This is a genomic window from Brachybacterium sp. Marseille-Q7125 (assembly GCF_023062615.1).
Taxonomy (GTDB): domain Bacteria; phylum Actinomycetota; class Actinomycetes; order Actinomycetales; family Dermabacteraceae; genus Brachybacterium.
On record NZ_JALLAL010000022.1, the window covers coordinates 1 to 16,632 of the forward strand.

The 16,632-nt window shown below is 70.4% G+C and carries 14 protein-coding genes; 11 read left to right on the forward strand and 3 right to left on the reverse strand.

What is annotated here, in order from left to right; translation table 11 throughout:
* Positions 1-178: 178 nt before the first annotated feature.
* The 3 genes from hrpA to MU407_RS07215 all read left to right on the forward strand — a co-directional run bounded on the left by hrpA (position 179) and on the right by MU407_RS07215 (position 6,579).
* Positions 179-4,018: an ATP-dependent RNA helicase HrpA gene (gene hrpA, locus MU407_RS07205; RefSeq protein WP_348648021.1), complete on the forward strand. Its 3,840-nt coding sequence runs from the start codon at positions 179-181 to the stop codon at positions 4,016-4,018.
* 342 nt (positions 4,019-4,360) lie between these two features.
* Complete coding sequence (locus tag MU407_RS07210; protein WP_246956463.1) at positions 4,361-4,978, forward strand: hypothetical protein; 618 nt, start codon at positions 4,361-4,363, stop codon at positions 4,976-4,978.
* 143 nt (positions 4,979-5,121) lie between these two features.
* Positions 5,122-6,579, forward strand: a complete 1,458-nt coding sequence (locus MU407_RS07215; RefSeq protein ID WP_246956464.1) for an NAD-dependent malic enzyme — start codon at positions 5,122-5,124, stop codon at positions 6,577-6,579.
* Between the two features lie 137 nt (positions 6,580-6,716).
* On the opposite strand, the gene MU407_RS07220 is transcribed toward MU407_RS07215, so the two are convergent.
* Together MU407_RS07220 and MU407_RS07225 are read right to left on the reverse strand one after the other, a co-directional pair.
* Positions 6,717-7,850: a serine hydrolase domain-containing protein gene (locus tag MU407_RS07220; protein ID WP_246956466.1), complete on the reverse strand. Its 1,134-nt coding sequence runs from the start codon at positions 7,848-7,850 to the stop codon at positions 6,717-6,719.
* A gap of 97 nt (positions 7,851-7,947) precedes the next feature.
* Entirely contained in the window at positions 7,948-8,451 is a 504-nt protein-coding gene (locus MU407_RS07225; RefSeq protein WP_102235265.1) for a VanZ family protein, read from the reverse strand.
* A 90-nt stretch (positions 8,452-8,541) separates the two neighbouring features.
* Between MU407_RS07225 and MU407_RS07230 the strand changes: the two genes are divergently transcribed.
* Both MU407_RS07230 and MU407_RS07235 read left to right on the forward strand, forming a co-directional pair.
* The gene (locus tag MU407_RS07230) at positions 8,542-8,904 is read left to right on the forward strand and encodes a DUF3039 domain-containing protein (RefSeq protein ID WP_102235118.1); all 363 of its coding nucleotides are present in this window, start codon (positions 8,542-8,544) and stop codon (positions 8,902-8,904) included.
* A 116-nt stretch (positions 8,905-9,020) separates the two neighbouring features.
* The gene (locus MU407_RS07235) at positions 9,021-10,811 is read left to right on the forward strand and encodes a DEAD/DEAH box helicase (protein ID WP_246956500.1); all 1,791 of its coding nucleotides are present in this window, start codon (positions 9,021-9,023) and stop codon (positions 10,809-10,811) included.
* 60 nt (positions 10,812-10,871) lie between these two features.
* Here MU407_RS07235 and MU407_RS07240 read toward each other — a convergent pair whose 3' ends face one another.
* Positions 10,872-12,251, reverse strand: a complete 1,380-nt coding sequence (locus tag MU407_RS07240) for a nicotinate phosphoribosyltransferase (protein WP_246956468.1) — start codon at positions 12,249-12,251, stop codon at positions 10,872-10,874.
* Positions 12,252-12,381: 130 nt separating this feature from the next.
* On the opposite strand from MU407_RS07240, the gene clpS reads away from it, so the two are divergent.
* The 6 genes from clpS to rdgB all read left to right on the forward strand — a co-directional run bounded on the left by clpS (position 12,382) and on the right by rdgB (position 16,625).
* On the forward strand, positions 12,382-12,702 hold the full coding sequence (clpS, locus tag MU407_RS07245; RefSeq protein ID WP_246956471.1) for an ATP-dependent Clp protease adapter ClpS: 321 nt from the start codon (positions 12,382-12,384) through the stop codon (positions 12,700-12,702).
* Positions 12,702-13,334 carry a DUF2017 domain-containing protein gene (locus tag MU407_RS07250; protein WP_102235122.1) on the forward strand — a complete coding sequence of 211 codons (633 nt, stop codon included), beginning with the start codon at positions 12,702-12,704 and terminating at the stop codon, positions 13,332-13,334. Before clpS ends, MU407_RS07250 begins: the two co-directional genes overlap by 1 nt.
* A gap of 170 nt (positions 13,335-13,504) precedes the next feature.
* The gene (gene murI, locus MU407_RS07255) at positions 13,505-14,320 is read left to right on the forward strand and encodes a glutamate racemase (RefSeq protein WP_246956473.1); all 816 of its coding nucleotides are present in this window, start codon (positions 13,505-13,507) and stop codon (positions 14,318-14,320) included.
* A gap of 46 nt (positions 14,321-14,366) precedes the next feature.
* Entirely contained in the window at positions 14,367-15,149 is a 783-nt protein-coding gene (locus MU407_RS07260) for an MBL fold metallo-hydrolase (RefSeq protein ID WP_246956475.1), read from the forward strand.
* A 40-nt stretch (positions 15,150-15,189) separates the two neighbouring features.
* Positions 15,190-15,948: a ribonuclease PH gene (rph, locus tag MU407_RS07265; protein WP_246956477.1), complete on the forward strand. Its 759-nt coding sequence runs from the start codon at positions 15,190-15,192 to the stop codon at positions 15,946-15,948.
* Complete coding sequence (gene rdgB / locus MU407_RS07270; protein ID WP_246956479.1) at positions 15,945-16,625, forward strand: RdgB/HAM1 family non-canonical purine NTP pyrophosphatase; 681 nt, start codon at positions 15,945-15,947, stop codon at positions 16,623-16,625. Before rph ends, rdgB begins: the two co-directional genes overlap by 4 nt.
* The last annotated feature ends 7 nt before the right edge of the window (positions 16,626-16,632 follow it).

Genomic DNA, 16,632 nt, shown 5'->3' on the forward strand with positions numbered 1-16,632 from the left:
ATTGAACTTTAAAGTAAAAACAGACCAGATAATTGAGAAGAGTATAGAAAGTATTTTTTTTCAGGAAGAAGTAGGCTTACGAGATCTTGCCTAGTCTCTTGGGCTCGGAGATGTTTATAAGGGACAGGCCCCGGACCCCGCCGCGGGCGCCGAGGCCACCAGCCCCGGCCCCCCGCGCATCACCTACCCCATGGACCTGCCGGTCTCCGAGCATCGTGAGGAGATCCTCGAAGCACTGCGCGAGAATCAGGTCGTCGTCATCGCCGGCGCCACCGGTTCCGGCAAGACCACGCAGATCCCCAAGATGCTGCTCGAGCTGGGGTTCGGTCGCGGCGGGAAGCTCATCGGCCACACGCAGCCGCGGCGCATCGCGGCCCGCTCCGTCGCCTCCCGTATTGCCTCCGAGCTCGGCGAGAAGCTGGGGGAGGGGACCGTCGGCTACCAGGTGCGTTTCACCCGCGAGACCTCCCGCGGCACCCGGCTGAAGCTCATGACCGACGGCATCCTGCTCGCGGAGATCGGCCGTGACCGGCTGCTGAAGCGCTACGACGCGATCATCATCGACGAGGCGCACGAACGCTCCCTGAACATCGACGTCATCCTGGGGTATCTGCGGCAGATCCTGCCGCAGCGCCCCGACCTCAAGGTGGTCATCACCTCCGCGACGATCGACCCCGAGCGCTTCGCCCAGCACTTCGCCACCCGCCTGCCCTCCGGGGATCTCGAACCCGCGCCGATCATCGAGGTCTCCGGCCGCACCTATCCCGTCGAGATCCGCTACCGGCCGCTCGTGCTCGAACCAGAGGTGGACGAGGACGATGAGCTCGAGGACATCCACTCGATCGAACGGGACCTCACCCAGGCCATCACCGACGCCGTCGACGAACTCGCCGCCGAAGGCCCCGGCGACATGCTCGTGTTCCTGCCCGGCGAACGGGAAATCCGCGAGATCTCCGATGCGCTCACCGCGCACCTCAGCCGCGGGACCCGTGGGCGCAGCGCCCTGCCGGTGGAGGTGCTGCCCCTGTTCGGGCGCCTCTCCGCCCAGGACCAGCAGAAGATCTTCTCCCCGCCGAAGGCTGGCACCTACCGTCGGATCATCCTGTCCACCAACGTGGCCGAGACCTCCCTGACCGTCCCCGGCATCACCTACGTCATCGACTCCGGGCTCGCGCGCATCTCCCGCTACTCCCAGCGCACCAAGGTCCAGCGCCTCCCCATCGAACCGATCTCGCAGGCCAGCGCCGATCAGCGCTCGGGTCGTTCCGGACGCCTCGCCCCCGGTATCGCGATCCGCCTCTATTCCGAGGAAGACTTCGCCTCCCGCCCCGAGTTCACCGAACCGGAGATCCTGCGCACCTCGCTCGCCTCCGTGGTGCTGCTGATGACCTCGCTGGGACTCGGGGACGTGGAGTCCTTTCCCTTCGTCGAACCCCCGGCCTCCCGCGCCATCACCGACGGGGTGCGGCTGCTCGATGAGCTCGGCGCCATCGAGAACGCCCCCGATGAGCCCGGCGGGAGGCGGCTGACCCGCGTGGGCCGCACCCTGGCCCGCTTCCCCCTGGACCCGCGCATGGCCCGGATGCTCATCGAGGCTGACCGTCTCGGCGCCCTGAGGGAGGTTCTCGTCATCGTCGCAGCCCTGTCCATCCAGGATCCGCGCGAGCGGCCCCTCGGCCAGGAGCAGCAGGCGAAGGAGAAGCACAAGCGGTTCGAGGACGACACCAGCGACTTCATCACCCTGTGGAACCTGTGGACCCACCTCCAGCAGCGCCGCAAGGACCTCTCCTCCTCCGCGTTCCGCCGCGAGGTGCGCTCCGAATACCTGCACTACCTGCGGATCCGCGAATGGTGGGATCTGCATGCGCAGCTGCGGGAGATGGCGGGGGACGTGGGGCTGTCCGCGAACGACACGCCCGCCTCCCCACAGGCGATCCACCAGGCACTGCTGGCAGGTCTGCTCAGCCACGTCGGCCTGTACGAAGAGCGCCACCGCGAATACGCCGGAGCGCGCGGCGCCCGCTTCGCCCTCTGGCCCGGTTCCGCCCTCGCCAAGAAGCGTCCCGACTATGTGATGGTCGCTGAGCTCGTGGAGACCTCCCGACTGTGGGGCCGCGTCGCCGCCCGCATCGACCCGGCCTGGGCGGAGGAGATCGGCGCCCATGTGGTCAGGCGCTCCTACTCCGCGCCGCACTGGTCCTCTAAACGCGCCTCAGCCATGGCGCATGAAAAGGTCACCCTGTACGGCGTGCCGATCGTCGCCGACCGCGTGGTGGGCTACGGGCGCGTGGACCCCGAGACGGCCCGCGACATCTTCCTCCAGCATGCCCTCGTCGAGGGGGACTGGCGCACCCGCCACCACTTCTTCCGCGACAACCGCGCCCTGATCACGCAGCTGCAGGAGCTGGAGGCCAAGACCCGTCGGCGCGACCTGCTGATCTCCGACGACCAGCTGTTCTCCTTCTACGACCAGCGCATCCCCGCGAAGGTCGTCTCCGCCCGCCACTTCGACTCCTGGTGGAAGAAGCAGCGCCATGAGACCCCGGACCTGCTCACCCTCACCGAGCAGGACCTCATGGCCGCCGATGAGGGCGTGGCCGCCCAGATCGCCGCGGACTTCCCCGACACCTGGGCGCAGGGAGATATCACCCTGCCGCTTGCCTACTCCTTCGGGGACATCGGCGCGCAGGGCCGTGAAGGGGTGACGGCCACGGTGCCGCTCGCGGTCCTGAACCGCCTTTCGCCGCGCGGCTTCGACTGGCTGGTGCCCGGGATGCGCGAGGAACTGATCACCGAGCTGATCCGCTCCCTGCCCAAGCCCATCCGCCGCCACCTCGTCCCCGCACCGGAGCGCGCCAAAGCCGTGGCCGCGACCCTCCACGATGAAGATCCCGACGGCGGTGAACCGTTCCTCGAGGCCGTGGCCGATGAACTCGTGGCCCTCCCGGGTGTACCCGATGACCTGCCGCTGTACGGCCCCGAGTTCGACCTCACCAAACTTCCCGCCCACCTGCGCATGCACTTCCGGGTGGTGGACGGGAAGGGCCGCCAGGTCGGCGCCGGCGATGACCTCGAAGCACTCAAGGGCAGGCTCAAGCAGCGGGTGGACGCCTCGGTCACCTCCCAGGCGGAGGACCTCACGCGTCGTGACCTGCCCGGCTTCCCCGAGCAGGGTGTGCCAAGGGTGCATGAGTCCCGGGTCGGAGGGCTGAAGGTCACCGGGTATCCGGCACTCGTGGCCCGCCGCGGGAAGGACGGTCAGCTGGAGCGGGTGGACCTTGCCGTGCTCGCCACCGCGGATGAGCAGCATCTCGCCCACTGCGAGGGCGTGATCGCCCTGCTGGACCGAGACCTCGGGGCGGACCTCGGGCGGGTGCTGCAGGCCCTGCCGAACCCCACCAAGCTCGCCGTGGCCGGCTCTGATTACCCCTCCACCGCCGCGCTGCTGGCCGATGCCTCCCGCGCCGCGACCGTGCACCTGGCCGGGGACGCGCAGGTGCGCACCCGCGCGGACTACGACGCCCTGCTGGCCAGCGTGCGGGAGCGGCACGATGAGGTCGCGGCGCAGGCTGTGAAGGACGCTGCGGCCGCGCTCGCCGTCAACGCAAAGCTGCACAAAGAGCTCTCCCGCTCTACGTCGCTTGCGATCCTCTCCCACCTCACCCAGATCCGGGAGCATGCCGCATCACTGCTGGGAGAGGGGTTCATCTCCCGCGTGGGCGTGGAGCATCTGGGGGATCTGCCGCGCTACCTCGAGGCGGACCGGCTGCGCCTGCAGAAGCTGCCGGAGAACCCGCAGCGCGATGAGCGGCTGGCTTGGGAGGTTGCGGATCTCGAGCAGTACTGGGCGAGCGTGCGCGCGAAGCTCTCGCCGCGGCGCCGCGCGGAGGCGGATGCCCAAGCGATCGACTGGATGCTGGAGGAGCTGCGGGTGAGCCTGTTCGCCCAGACCCTCGGCACCGCGCAGACCGTCTCCGACACCCGGATCCGCAAGGCTATCGCCGCGCTGACCGCCTGAAGCGGTGCAGTCTGGGCCCGGGACCGCAGGCAGGGCGTCAGGGCTGTCCAGCGGGTGGACAGCGCGGGATTGGGCAGATTTTTGCATGGCACCTCTGGCCGAGCCCCTCGAAAGTGCCACCCCATATCCCGCTGTGCCGGGCAGGCGACAGCTGACCGGGACCGATGCCGCACACCGCTTACGACCAACTGCATCCGAGCACGTCATGCCCTGGTCAAGAGCGCGGCGGACGCCGTGGGAGGTGGCACGAAAGTGCCCTCCACAGCCTCGTCGGCCCTGATTACGGTGGCACGCGCCCCCCTTCCCCGGGCCCCGACCATCGTCCCCTGCCATGAGGAACCCATGCCCACGCACCGCGCACTTTCGGCCCGCACCCCGTCCGTCTCCCGCCGTGGCCTCCTCCTCGCCAGCGCCTTCGGCGCCGCGGGGCTGACCACCGCCGCCTCTCTCGCCCCCGCCCGCGCCGCCGGTGAGGTGTGGACCGAGGAGTTCATGACCCGCCCTGAGACGGTCGAGGGCTTCGACGTCAACGCCATGACCGACTGGCAGGTGGAGAACGCGAAGTTCATCATCGCCCGCTGCGCCGGCCATGGCTTCGGCATCGAGGGGACGAAGATCACGCTCGCCACCGCGATCGTGGAGTCCTGGCTGTACAACTACGAGCCGGCCGTGGACCACGATTCCGGTGGCCTGTTCCAGCAGCGCCCCTCCATGGGCTGGGGCAGCTACGAGCAGGTGCGCCACAAAAAGCTCGCGATCGACGCGTTCCTGGGCCTGGGCCCGCACACCTCGAACCCGGGTCTGCTGCAGCTGCAGCCCTACTACAAGGAGTGGGATCCGGGAGCCGCCGCGCAGGCCGTCCAGCGTTCCGCCCACCCCGAGCGCTACGGGCAGCAGATGGGCGCCGCGCAGATCATCTGGGACCGCTACGCCCCCGATGTGGACCCGTTCACCGGCTGATTCCTGTCCCGCCAGCGCCGGCGCGCTCCGCCTCGGGCGGAACCGCGTCGGCGCTGTCATATGTCTCGTGAGGCGGACAACACCTCGATAACGGGGCGGGGAAACGCGGCGAGCCCTTCGCGCCGATGGCTACGCTGTGCCCCATGTCACCGATGCCATCCGTGAGCTACTCCATCACCATCCGCCTCGAGTTCGCCGCCCGCTCGGCGACCGTCAGCGACATCACCTCCCATATCGAGAGCCACGGGGCCACCGTCACGGCACTGGACGTCTCCGCCTCCGGTCCGGAGCGCATGCGGGCGGACATCACCGTCCTGACCGTCGGCCACGACCACGCGATGGAGGTCGTCGAGGACCTCAAGAGCTTCGAAGGCGTCGAGCTCGGCAAGGTCTCCGACCGCACCTTCCTCGCCCACCTCGGCGGCAAGCTGAAGGTTGAGTCGAAGGTGCCGATCCGCCACCGCGATGACCTCTCGATGGTCTACACCCCGGGCGTGGCCCGCGTCGTGAGGGCTATCGCCGACAACCCCGAGGACGCCCGGCGCCTGACCATCAAGCGCAACACCGTCGCCGTGGTCACCGATGGCACCGCGATCCTGGGCCTGGGGGACCTGGGGCCGCTCGCAGCGATGCCCGTCATGGAGGGCAAGGCCGCCCTGTTCAAGCGCTTCGCAGACATCGACGCGTTCCCCATCTGCCTGGACGCCCACTCGGTGGAGGACATCGTCGCGCACGTCAAGGCGATCGCCCCGGTCTTCGCCGGCATCAACCTTGAGGACATCTCCGCCCCGCGCTGCTTCGAGATCGAGGATCGCCTGCGCGAGGAGCTGGACATCCCGGTCTTCCATGACGACCAGCACGGCACCGCGATCGTGGTCGTCGCGGCGCTGCGCAACGCCCTGCGCGTGGTGGGCAAGCAGATCGAGACCGCCCGCATCGTCCTGTCGGGCGCCGGCGCGGCGGGCACGGCGATCCTGCGCCTGCTGCGTGCGGCCGGGGCCCGCGACATCGTGGTCACCGACATCGACGGCATCGTGCACGAGAACCGGCCGGGCCTGTCCGGTCGCCTGCCCTGGATCGCCGAGATCACCAACCCCCGCGGCCTCACCGGCACCCTGCGCGACGCCGTCGCAGGGGCGGATGTCTTCATCGGCGTCAGCGCTGGGAACATCCTCTCCGCCGCGGATGTGGAGACCATGGCCGAGCGGTCGATTGTGTTCGCAATGGCCAACCCCACCCCGGAGATCGATCCCGCCGAGGCAGTGAAGCACGCGGAGGTTGTGGCCACCGGCCGCTCTGACTTCGCCAACCAGATCAACAATGTGCTGGCCTTCCCCGGCGTGTTCCGGGGGCTGCTGGATGCCCGCGCCTCCCACGTCAGCGACCGGATGCTGCTGGCCGCAGCGCGCGCACTGTCCGACGTGGTGACGCCCGAGGAGCTCAACCCCACCTACATCGTCCCCAGCGTCTTCAACGAGAAGGTCACCACCGCCGTGGCGAGCGCCGTGGAACAGGTGGCGCGCGAGGAAGCCGGGACGGTGGACACGATCACCGGGGCGATCCAGGCGATCAACGCCGACGAAATCCGCTACGACGGCTGAGGCTGACGGAGCCTCCCGAGGCCGTCGCACGGGCCTCCCGGGGCTGTCGGACGGAGCCTTGCGCGGCTGGCTGTCGGACGAAGCCTTGCGGGCCCGAGCGACGGAGCCTCGCGGGTCCGCGCGATGGTGCCGTCTGCTCAGGCGAAAGCCAGGCGTGCGAGGTCTCGTCGGGCCGCCTCGACCGTGAACCAGCTGCGGTACGGGTGCACCCGATTGGTCAGCAGCACCGCGACGGTGCCGGTGCGCGGATCGGCGTGGATCGAGGTTCCGGTGAACCCCGGATGCCCCACCACATGCTCAGCGAGGCGCCCGGGCGCGGTCTCCTGGCCGATGCGCAGACCGAGCCCCTGCCGCCAGGGCGCATCGGTCGCCGGACCGCCGGGCAGCTGATCGGCGGTCAGCAGCTCCCGGACGGCGGGGGACAGACGCGGCCCGAGGGTGCGCCCGGCGAGGATTCGACCGATGGCGAGCGCGCCAGGCAGGGTCGCGAACGCCCCCGCATTGCCCGCCCCACCGAGCGACCAGGCGGTCTCATCGTGGGTGCTGCCACGCACCAGACCGCGCGGCGGATCCTCCTGATGCTCGGTCGCGGCAGCATGGGCCGCGTCTGCGACATCCGGTGTCCACGTGACCCCGGTGGCGCCGGCCGGATCCAGCACTCGCCGCCGCGCGAGCTCCGGCAGCGGGGTGTCGGTGAGGGCTTCCATGAGCGCCCCCAGCAGGATGAAGCCGATGCACGAATAGGCGTGGGCCTCACCTGGTGCGTGATCCAGGGTGGCGCTGCGCACGGCATCCAGCCGGGCTTCGCGGCCGCCGGGCATCCGCCACAGCGGCATCACCGGGGGCAGCCCCGAGGTGTGGGTCAGCAGGTGGTGCACGGTGATGTCCGGGCGCGGCGCGGGCATCAGCTCGCGGACCGGCTGGTGGACATCGAGCATCCCGTCGTCGATGAGCGTCGCCGCCGTGAGGGCGGTGAGGATCTTCGTGACCGAAGCGAGGTCGAACAGAGTGCGCTCGGTGACCGGCTCCACCGCAGGCGCGTCTTCGGGCAGCACCGACCCGTCAGCGGCGAACAGAGCGGTAGAGCCGGAGACAGCGGTGGCCGCTGGAGTATCCGGTCCCTCGATCGCCGCGGCGGCACCGACGGAGGCCTCCCGGGGCGCTGCACTGTGCGGGGCCGGGGCGGGGCCGGGAGGTCCGGCGGTGCGGGCAGCGGCGGTGAGTGAGCCGATGAGCTCGGTGAGGTCCTGCGGGACGGCGGGGCGGGGCATCGGGCTGGTCTCCTTCATGATGCTGAATCGGGGTCCATGAAGCTGAATCGGGGTCCACGGTGCTGAAAAGAGGACAGGGCCAGCGGGGACGGCGGGATCAGAGCGGTTGGTCCGGCAGCTCGCGCTCCCGAGCCGCCCGGCGCAGCGTGCGCTCCACTGCCCAGGCCACGACGCCCAGGGCGATGCCGACGACGTCGGCGAGCACATCCAGCAGCTCGCCGGAGCGCCCGGGCAGCATGATCTGCACGAGCTCGATGAGCACCGCATGCGCCAGCGCGACGAGCACCACCCAGCCGATGGGGAAGCGGCGCCGCGGCGCCAGCAGGCGACCAGCAGCCCAGACCGTCAGCGCGAACACCACCACATGCACGAGCTTGTCGATCCCCGGGGTTGCGCTGCCGGGCAGATCCTGCGGCAGAGCCGGCAGGTAGAACGCCAGATTCACCAGCAGCGCGAGGACCAGCGCCCCCGCCCGCCACGAGAGCGCCCCGCCATCCCGGGCGATCTCATCGGGCACATGGCGGGGCAGCAGGGCGGCGATCCCCGACCGGTCCGCGCCCTTCTCCGGGGCTGGGCGGTTGGGAAGCTGGGTGCGATCCATGCCCTGCATCGTCCCATCCGGGGCCACCGACACCCGGGAGGCAGGGCCGCTAGGCTTCCTCCAGCAGCGCATCGACCCCAGGAGAGTGCCATGTCCTCCACGTCCGACCCGTCCCGCATGGACCCCTATAGCGATGATCCCGGTGCCGCGCCCACCGCGGTGCTGGACCGTAAGGTCGCCGAGCGTGAGCAGATCACCGATGACGGTGACCACGACCGGTTCGCGCACTACGTCCGCAAGGACAAGATCACCCAGGCCGCCCTGTCCGGCACCCCCGTGATCGCCCTGTGCGGGAAGGTGTGGGTGCCCGGCCGTGACCCCGACAAGTACCCGGTGTGCCCCGAGTGCAAGGAGATCTACGAGGGCATGCGCGAGCCCAATGACGGCGGGGACGGCTCCGGCGGTGGCAAGAACAAGGGCGGCGGCTTCCGCGGCTTCTTCGGTCGGCGCTGAGGGCGCTCTCGACAGACGCACAGCGCGACACACCCGGCGATTTCCTCACACCGCGCCGCAGCCCCAGATCCGCTCGGCGCAGCGGTACGGTGGGCCCCGCCGTGAGTACTCCCTCCTTGTTCTCCTCCAGCGACCCGCAGCGCCCCTCCGAGGCAGCGGCCAGGTCGCTGCCCGTCGCCTACCCCGAACGCGCCGCCTGGGGCACCGTCCCCAAGCTGCGTGCCTGGCAGGCCGAGGCCCTCGAGCTGTATCGCAGCACCGCACCGCGGGACTTCCTGGCTGTCGCGACGCCCGGCGCCGGCAAGACCACCTTCGCGCTGCAGGTTGCCGCCGGGCTGCTGGCCGAAGGGACCGTCCGCCGCGTCACCGTCGTCGCCCCCACCGAGCATCTGAAGACCCAGTGGGCCGATGCCGCCGCCCGCGTGGGCATCTCCCTGGATCCGAACTTCACCAACGCCCAGGGCCGTCACGGCGGTCACTATCAGGGCGTCGCGATCACCTACGCGCAGGTGGGCATGCACCCCGCCCTGCACCGAGCCCGCACGGAAGCTGACCGCACCCTCGTGATCCTCGATGAGATCCACCATGCCGGTGACGCCCTTACCTGGGGCGACGGTGTGCGAGACGCCTTCGATCCCGCGACCCGGCGGCTGTCGCTGACGGGGACGCCGTTCCGCTCCGACGATGCGCAGATCCCCTTTGTCAACTACGAACAGGACGGCGAGGGCTTCCTGCGCTCGAAGGCGGACTACACCTACGGCTATGGGCAGGCGCTCGCCGATCACGTGGTGCGTCCGGTGCTGTTCATGACCTACTCCGGGCGAATGCACTGGCGCACCAAAGCTGGCGACGAGGTCTCCGCGCAGCTGGGCGCCCATGAGACCAAGGACATCACCCAGCAGGCCTGGCGCACCGCCTTAGATCCGGCGGGGGAGTGGATCCAGGCGGTGCTCGCCGCCGCCGATCGGCGCCTGACCGAGGTGCGCCGTCATGTCCCGGACGCCGGGGGACTCGTGATCGCCACCGACCAGAAGGCTGCGCGCGCCTACGCCGCGACCCTGCGGGATATCACCGGTGAGGAGCCGACGGTGGTGCTGTCCGACGACGCCGGTGCCGGCCAGCGCATCGAGGAGTTCTCCGCCTCGATGGACCGCTGGATGGTGGCGGTGCGCATGGTGTCCGAAGGCGTGGACGTGCCACGGCTCGCCGTCGGGGTCTACGCCACATCGACCTCCACCCCGATGTTCTTTGCCCAGGCGGTGGGGCGTTTCGTGCGCTCTCGCACCCGCGGGGAGACCGCCAGCGTGTTCCTGCCCACCGTCCCCATTCTCCTTGCGCACGCGGCGGCGCTCGAGGCCGAGCGCGACCACGTGCTGGACCGCCGCCCCGCCCAGGGCGATGCAGAGACCGGGCTCGATGAATCCCTCATCGAGCAGGCGAACCGCACGGAGCGCGCCTCCGATCAGCTGGAGATGAGCTTCGAGGCGCTCGAATCCGAGGCGTCCTTCGACCGGGTGCTCTTCGACGGCGGCGAGTACGGCACCGGCGGCATGGTCGGCAGCGAGGACGAACAGGAGTTCCTCGGCATCCCCGGGCTGCTGGATCCGGAGCAGATGCGCGTGGTGCTCCAGCAGCAGCAGGCCCAGCAGCAGGAGCGCAAGCGCCGCTCCGGGAACGCCGGCAGCTCCGTCGTGCCCGGCGTGGTGGACCACCGCCGCCTCATGGACCTGCGCAAGGAGCTCAGCTCCCTCGTCTCGGCGTGGGCGAAGAAGTCCGGCACCCCGCACGGCTCGGTGCACAACACCCTGCGCCGACGCAGCGGCGGCCCAGCTGTCGCGCAGGCCAGTGCAGAGCAGATCCAGGACCGCATCGACATCGTGCGCGGTTGGTTCGTCGGCCGACGGTGAGGTGCCGCGCAGCGGGTCCTGAGGGGGCCGTGGCCGTGGCGACGCAGGCGGCGCCGCGCCTCAGTCCAGCGCCCGCGCCGCCTGCGTCCCGTCGGTGAGCGTCGGGATCGCCACCGGGCCGTCCGGACCAGCGTCGGCGGCGATCCCCAGCTCCGCGACCGATTCCGCATGCCGGTGCCGAGCCTCGGCCAGCCGTTCGCGCGGCCGCGTCGGCCCCACCGGCTCACCGGCCTCAATCAGCGGCACCTGCAGTGGACGCAGTGAGGTGCGCGCCCACTCGGGGCTCGCATCGGCACGGGTCAGCTCACGGGTGAGCTCTCGCTCGAACTCGGCGACCTCATCCGGACCCGGTAGCACCAGCTCAGCGCGAGCCTGCTCACCCACCAGCAGGCGGTATGCCGCCTTCGCTGCGCCCTGGGTCGACTTGCCGGTGGATTTCTTGGCCACCGGATGCATCTGCCCGTCGGCCCCCTCGCGCTCCACCAGCTTGTACACGAACCCGGGAGCGGGATGCCCGCCGCCGGTCACCAGCTTGGTGCCGATGCCGTAGCCGTCCAGCGGAACCTGTGCGAGCTGTTCGACCTTGTACTCATCCAGATCACCGGTGGCGGTGATGCGGGTGGATGTCGCCCCCAGGGAGTCCAGCAGCGTGCGCAGCCGTGGCGCCTGCTCCAGCAGATCCCCCGAATCCAGCCGTACCGCCCCGAGCTCGGGCCCCGCGATATCCACCGCGGTGCGCACCGCCTGCTCCACGTCATAGGTGTCCACCAGCACCGTGGTGTCCGCACCCTGGGAGGTGATCTGGGCGCGGAAGGCATCGGCCTCCGTGTCGAACAGCAGGGTGAAGGCATGCGCGGCAGTGCCCGCCACGGGGATCCCGTAATGGGCTCCGGCGGCGAGGTTCGAGGTGGAGGCGAAGCCCACCAGGTACGCGGACCGGGCCGCGGCGATCGCCGCATCCTCATGCACGCGCCGCCCGCCCATCTCGATGCACGGCCGGCCCCGCGCCGCCGTGACCATGCGGGAACCGGCCGACGCCACCCCGGAGTCATGGTTCAGCATCGACAGCACCACGGTCTCGAGCATCACCGCGCCCGCGAAGGTGTCCTCCACGCGCAGCACCGGCGAGCCGGGGAAGAACAGCTCGCCCTCCGCGTAGCCGTGCACATCCCCGGTGAAGCGGTACTGGGCGAGATGGTCGAGGGTGGACTCCTTCAGCAGGCCGGTGCGGCGCAGATACCGCAGGTCCTTCTCATCGAAACGGAAATCCGTGATCGCATCGAGTACGCGCGCGGTGCCGGCCACCACGCCGTAGCGGCGGCCTTCGGGCAGGGAACGGGTGAAGACCTCGAACACGCAGCGGCGATCCGCGGTACCCGCTTCGAGGGCGGCTTCCAGCATCGTCAGCTCGTAGAGGTCCGTGAGCAGGGAGGAGGTCACGAGCCCCACGGTAGTGCGTGGCGAGCAGCGAGAAGCACCGGCGCGCCCCGTAGACTTCACGGGCATCGTGTCCGTGCGGGCGCGAACGGACCAGCAGCCCGCCGAACCGGAGCCAGAAGGAGGACGCGCAATGCATGACTCGCCGCCCTTCGGCGGAACCGGGACCGAGACGCGTCCGGGCGGTGCCACACTCGTGGACACGGACACCCGCGCGCCTTGGCGCACCGTGGTGTGGAACGACCCGGTGAATCTCATGAGCTACGTGGCCTTCGTGTTCCGCCGCCACTTCGGCTACTCCCGTCTGGTGGCGGAACAGCTGATGCTGCAGGTCCACGAAGAAGGGCGGGCGATCGTCTCCCGCGGCTCCCGCGAGCAGATGGAGAACGACGTCACCGCCATGCACTCCTACGGTCTGCACGCGACGATAGAACGCGCCGGGGAAGAGGACTGATGGCCTACGCATTCCGGCGTCGGCCCGACGGCTCCCTCACCTGCCGCCTGGACGGGGAGGAGAAAGCGATCATCGCCCAGGTCGCCCAGGAGACCGCCGACCTGATCCGCGCAGACCTCGGCCTGGGGGAGTCCGCGGAAGCTCTGGCTCGCGCCGCCCAGAGCGAGGACCCGCTGCGCCGCCTGGAGGCGGAGTTCGCCGGCCGCGAGCCCCGCACCCCGTCCGACACCGCGATCAAACGCCTGTTCCCCGACGCCTCGGCCGACCCTGAGGCCGCCGCCGAATACCGGCGCCTGGGTCAACAGGATCTGGCCGACGGGAAGCTCGCGGACCTGCGCGCGGTGATCCGGATCCTCGACGCCACCGGCCCCGGCCCCTCCGAGGTCAGCGTCGACGATGACCAGGCGCTGCAGCTGCTGCGCGCCCTCAACGATGTGCGGATCGTCCTGGCGGATCGCCTGGGTCTGCAGCGCGATGGCGACTTCGACACCGTGCGCATGCTGCAGCAGATTGGTGAACGCGTCGAGGGCAGCGCCCTGGAGGACGACGAGCACGTCGGATCCGATGTCGTGATCGCCGTCTACGAGCTGCTGTCCTGGCTGCAGGAGAGCCTCCTGCGCGCCCTGGACTGAGCGGGCGCCCCGACAGGCAGCCTCGAGCAAGCGCCCGTCCCATCGGGCGCGTGGATCCGGCGCACACGCCGCGCTGTCCATGCTCATCTCCCGGCGCGACCACTGTGAATCCGCCCGCACTGAGCGAGCCATCACTGCCCCGGTCAGGGCGGCGAACTAGCCTGCTGGGGATGAACAATGCGCCGATCGGGATCTTCGACTCCGGGGTGGGCGGCCTGACCGTGGCCCGCGCCGTGCTGGATCAGCTGCCCCACGAGGAGCTGATCTACATCGGCGACACCGCGCACGGTCCCTACGGCCCGCGGCCCATCGCCGACGTGCGTGCCCTGGCCCTCACGATCATGGACGACCTCGTGGCCCGGGGTGTGAAGATGCTGGTCATCGCCTGTAACACGGCATCGGCGGCCGTGCTGCGGGACGCCCGGGAACGCTACGACGTGCCCGTCATCGAGGTGATCCAGCCGGCGGTGCGCCGCGCCGTAGCCGCCACCCGCAACCGCCGCGTGGGCGTCATCGCGACCGAGGGCACCATCACCTCCCGCGCCTATGAGGACGCCTTCGCCGCCGCCCCCGATCTGACGCTCACCACCCGCGCCTGCCCCCGCTTCGTCGAGTTCGTCGAACGCGGCGTGGTCAGCGGGCCCGAGGTCCAGGCCATCGCCGAGGGCTACCTCGCCCCCGTGCGGGAGGCCGGGGTGGACACCGTGGTGCTCGGCTGCACCCACTACCCGCTGCTCGCCGGGCCCATCAGCTACATCCTGGGACCGGACGTCACTCTCGTCTCCTCCGCGGAGGAGACCGCCCTGGACGTCTACCGGCAGCTGCGCGAGACCGACCAGCTGCGCGAGACCCCCGCGGCGCCCCGCCACATCTTCGCCCAGACCGGCACCGGTACGGCCGGAGCGGATTTCCCGCGCCTGGCCCAGCGTTTCCTCGGGCCGCTGGTGACCATGACCGGCACTCTCCCGGTGGTGAACACCCCATGACCCGTCCCCGGCAGCGGACTGCGACGTCCGCGAGGAGCATCGACTGATGAGGATCACCGTGATCGGCTGCTGCGGCAGCTTCGCCGGCCCCGATGGCGCCGCCTCCAGCTACCTGCTGGAGCATGAGGACGCCTCCGGCCGCACCTGGCGCATCCTGTTGGATCTCGGATCCGGCGCCTTCGGCCCGTTGCAGCGTGTGCTGGACCCCGCGGATCTCGATGCCGTGATCATCTCCCACCTGCACCCGGACCACTACCTGGACGTCACGGGCCTGGAGGTGTTTTGGGCCTACCACGAGCGCGACGACCTGGGCACGTTGCCGATCCACGCCCCCGCCGAGCTGCCGGACCGGATCGCCGCCGTGCTGGGCCGCAACGGCATCATCCCCGACGGCGTGAGCCGCGCACCCTTCGAGCACCACGTGCTCGCTGACGCCGAGCGGTTCACCATCGGCCCCCTGAGCTTCGAACCCCGCCTGGTGATCCACCCCGTGGAGGCCTACGGATTCCGCATCACCGACGGCGCCTCCACCCTCGTGTACTCCGGGGACTGCGATGAATGCCCCGCCCTGGATGAGCTCGCCGCCGACGCGGACCTGTTCCTGTGCGAGGCCGGCTACATCGAAGGGCGCGACGACCACTTCACCGGCGTGCACCTGACCGGCAAGCGCGCCGGCGAGTGCGCCCAGCGCGCGGGTGTGAAGCAGCTCGCGCTCACTCATGTGCCGGCCTGGACCGACCCGCAGATCCCGCTCGCGGAAGCCCGCGAGCAGTACACCGGCCCGATCACCCTGGTACGGCCGATGGATATCCTGCACGTGCATCCCTGACCTCCCCGCAGGTTTCCGCACCATTCCCGGAAGGATCTCCATGACCTCGAGCGCCCCCACCCCCGCCGGCGACCGCGTGGACGGCCGCACCCCCGACCAGCTGCGCGAGGTGCGTATCACCCGCGGCTGGCAGGACCAGGCCGAGGGCAGCGCGCTCATCGAATTCGGGCGCACCCGCGTGCTGTGCACCGCGAGCTTCACAGAAGGCGTGCCGCGCTGGAAGACCGGCTCCGGCACCGGCTGGGTCACCGCCGAGTACGCGATGCTGCCGCGCGCCACCAGCACCCGCTCCCCGCGCGAATCCGTCAAGGGCAAGATCGGCGGCCGCACCCACGAAATCTCCCGGCTGATCGGCCGCTCCCTGCGCGCCGTCGTGGACATGGAAGCACTCGGAGAGAACACCATCCAGCTGGACTGCGACGTACTCCAGGCCGACGGCGGCACCCGCACCGCCGCCATCACCGGCGCGTACGTAGCGCTCGCCGATGCGATCACCTGGGGCAAGCGCCACAGCTCCATCCCCGCCGCGAAGACCGTGCTCACCGATTCGGTCAGCGCCATCAGCGTCGGCATCGTCGACGGCCGTCCGCTGCTGGACCTCGAATACCGCGAGGACGTCGACGCCGGCACCGACATGAACGTCGTGGTCACCGGTTCGGGGGCCTTTGTGGAGGTGCAGGGGACCGCCGAGGGCGCGCCCTTCGATCGCGCTGAGCTGGGGGCCCTGCTGGACCTCGCAACCGCCGGCTGCGAGCAGCTCGCCGCGATCCAGCGCGACGTCCTCGCCGAGCAGCGATGAGCAGCCCAGGCATGCCCACCCTGCCGCCTGCCGCCCGGGTGATCCTCGCCAGCTCCAACCTCAAGAAACTGCGGGAGCTGCAGCGGATCCTCACCGCCGCGGTGCCGGGCCTTCACACTGAGCAGGTGATCTCCGCCGCTGGCATCGACCTGCCGGAGGTGGTGGAGGACGCGGTGACCTTCGAGGGCAACGCCCTGTTGAAGGCCCGCGCTGCCGCCCGCGCCACCGGTCTGCTCGCGGTCGCCGATGACTCGGGACTCGCTGTCGATGTGCTCGGCGGGGCGCCCGGGATCTTCTCCGCCCGCTGGAGCGGCCGACACGGCGACGATGACGCGAACAACGACCTGCTGCTGGCCCAGCTCGCCGATGTCCCCGATGCGCACCGGGCAGCGCGCTTCGTGTGCGCCGCCGCGCTCGTGGACCCCCGCAGCGGGGTGCCGGGTGCTGAGCCGGTCGAGCATGTTGAGCGCGGGGAGATGCCCGGCATCCTCCTGCGCGAGCGGCGCGGCGAAGGCGGCTTCGGCTATGACCCGTTGTTCCAGCCGGACGGCGAGATGCGCTCCGCGGCGCAGCTGAGCCCCGAGGAGAAGGACGCCATCTCCCACCGCGGCAAGGCGTTCCGGGCGCTCGCCGCGCACATCGCCCGGCGGCTCCCCCCGCAGTCCCCGCAGCCCTGAGTTCGGC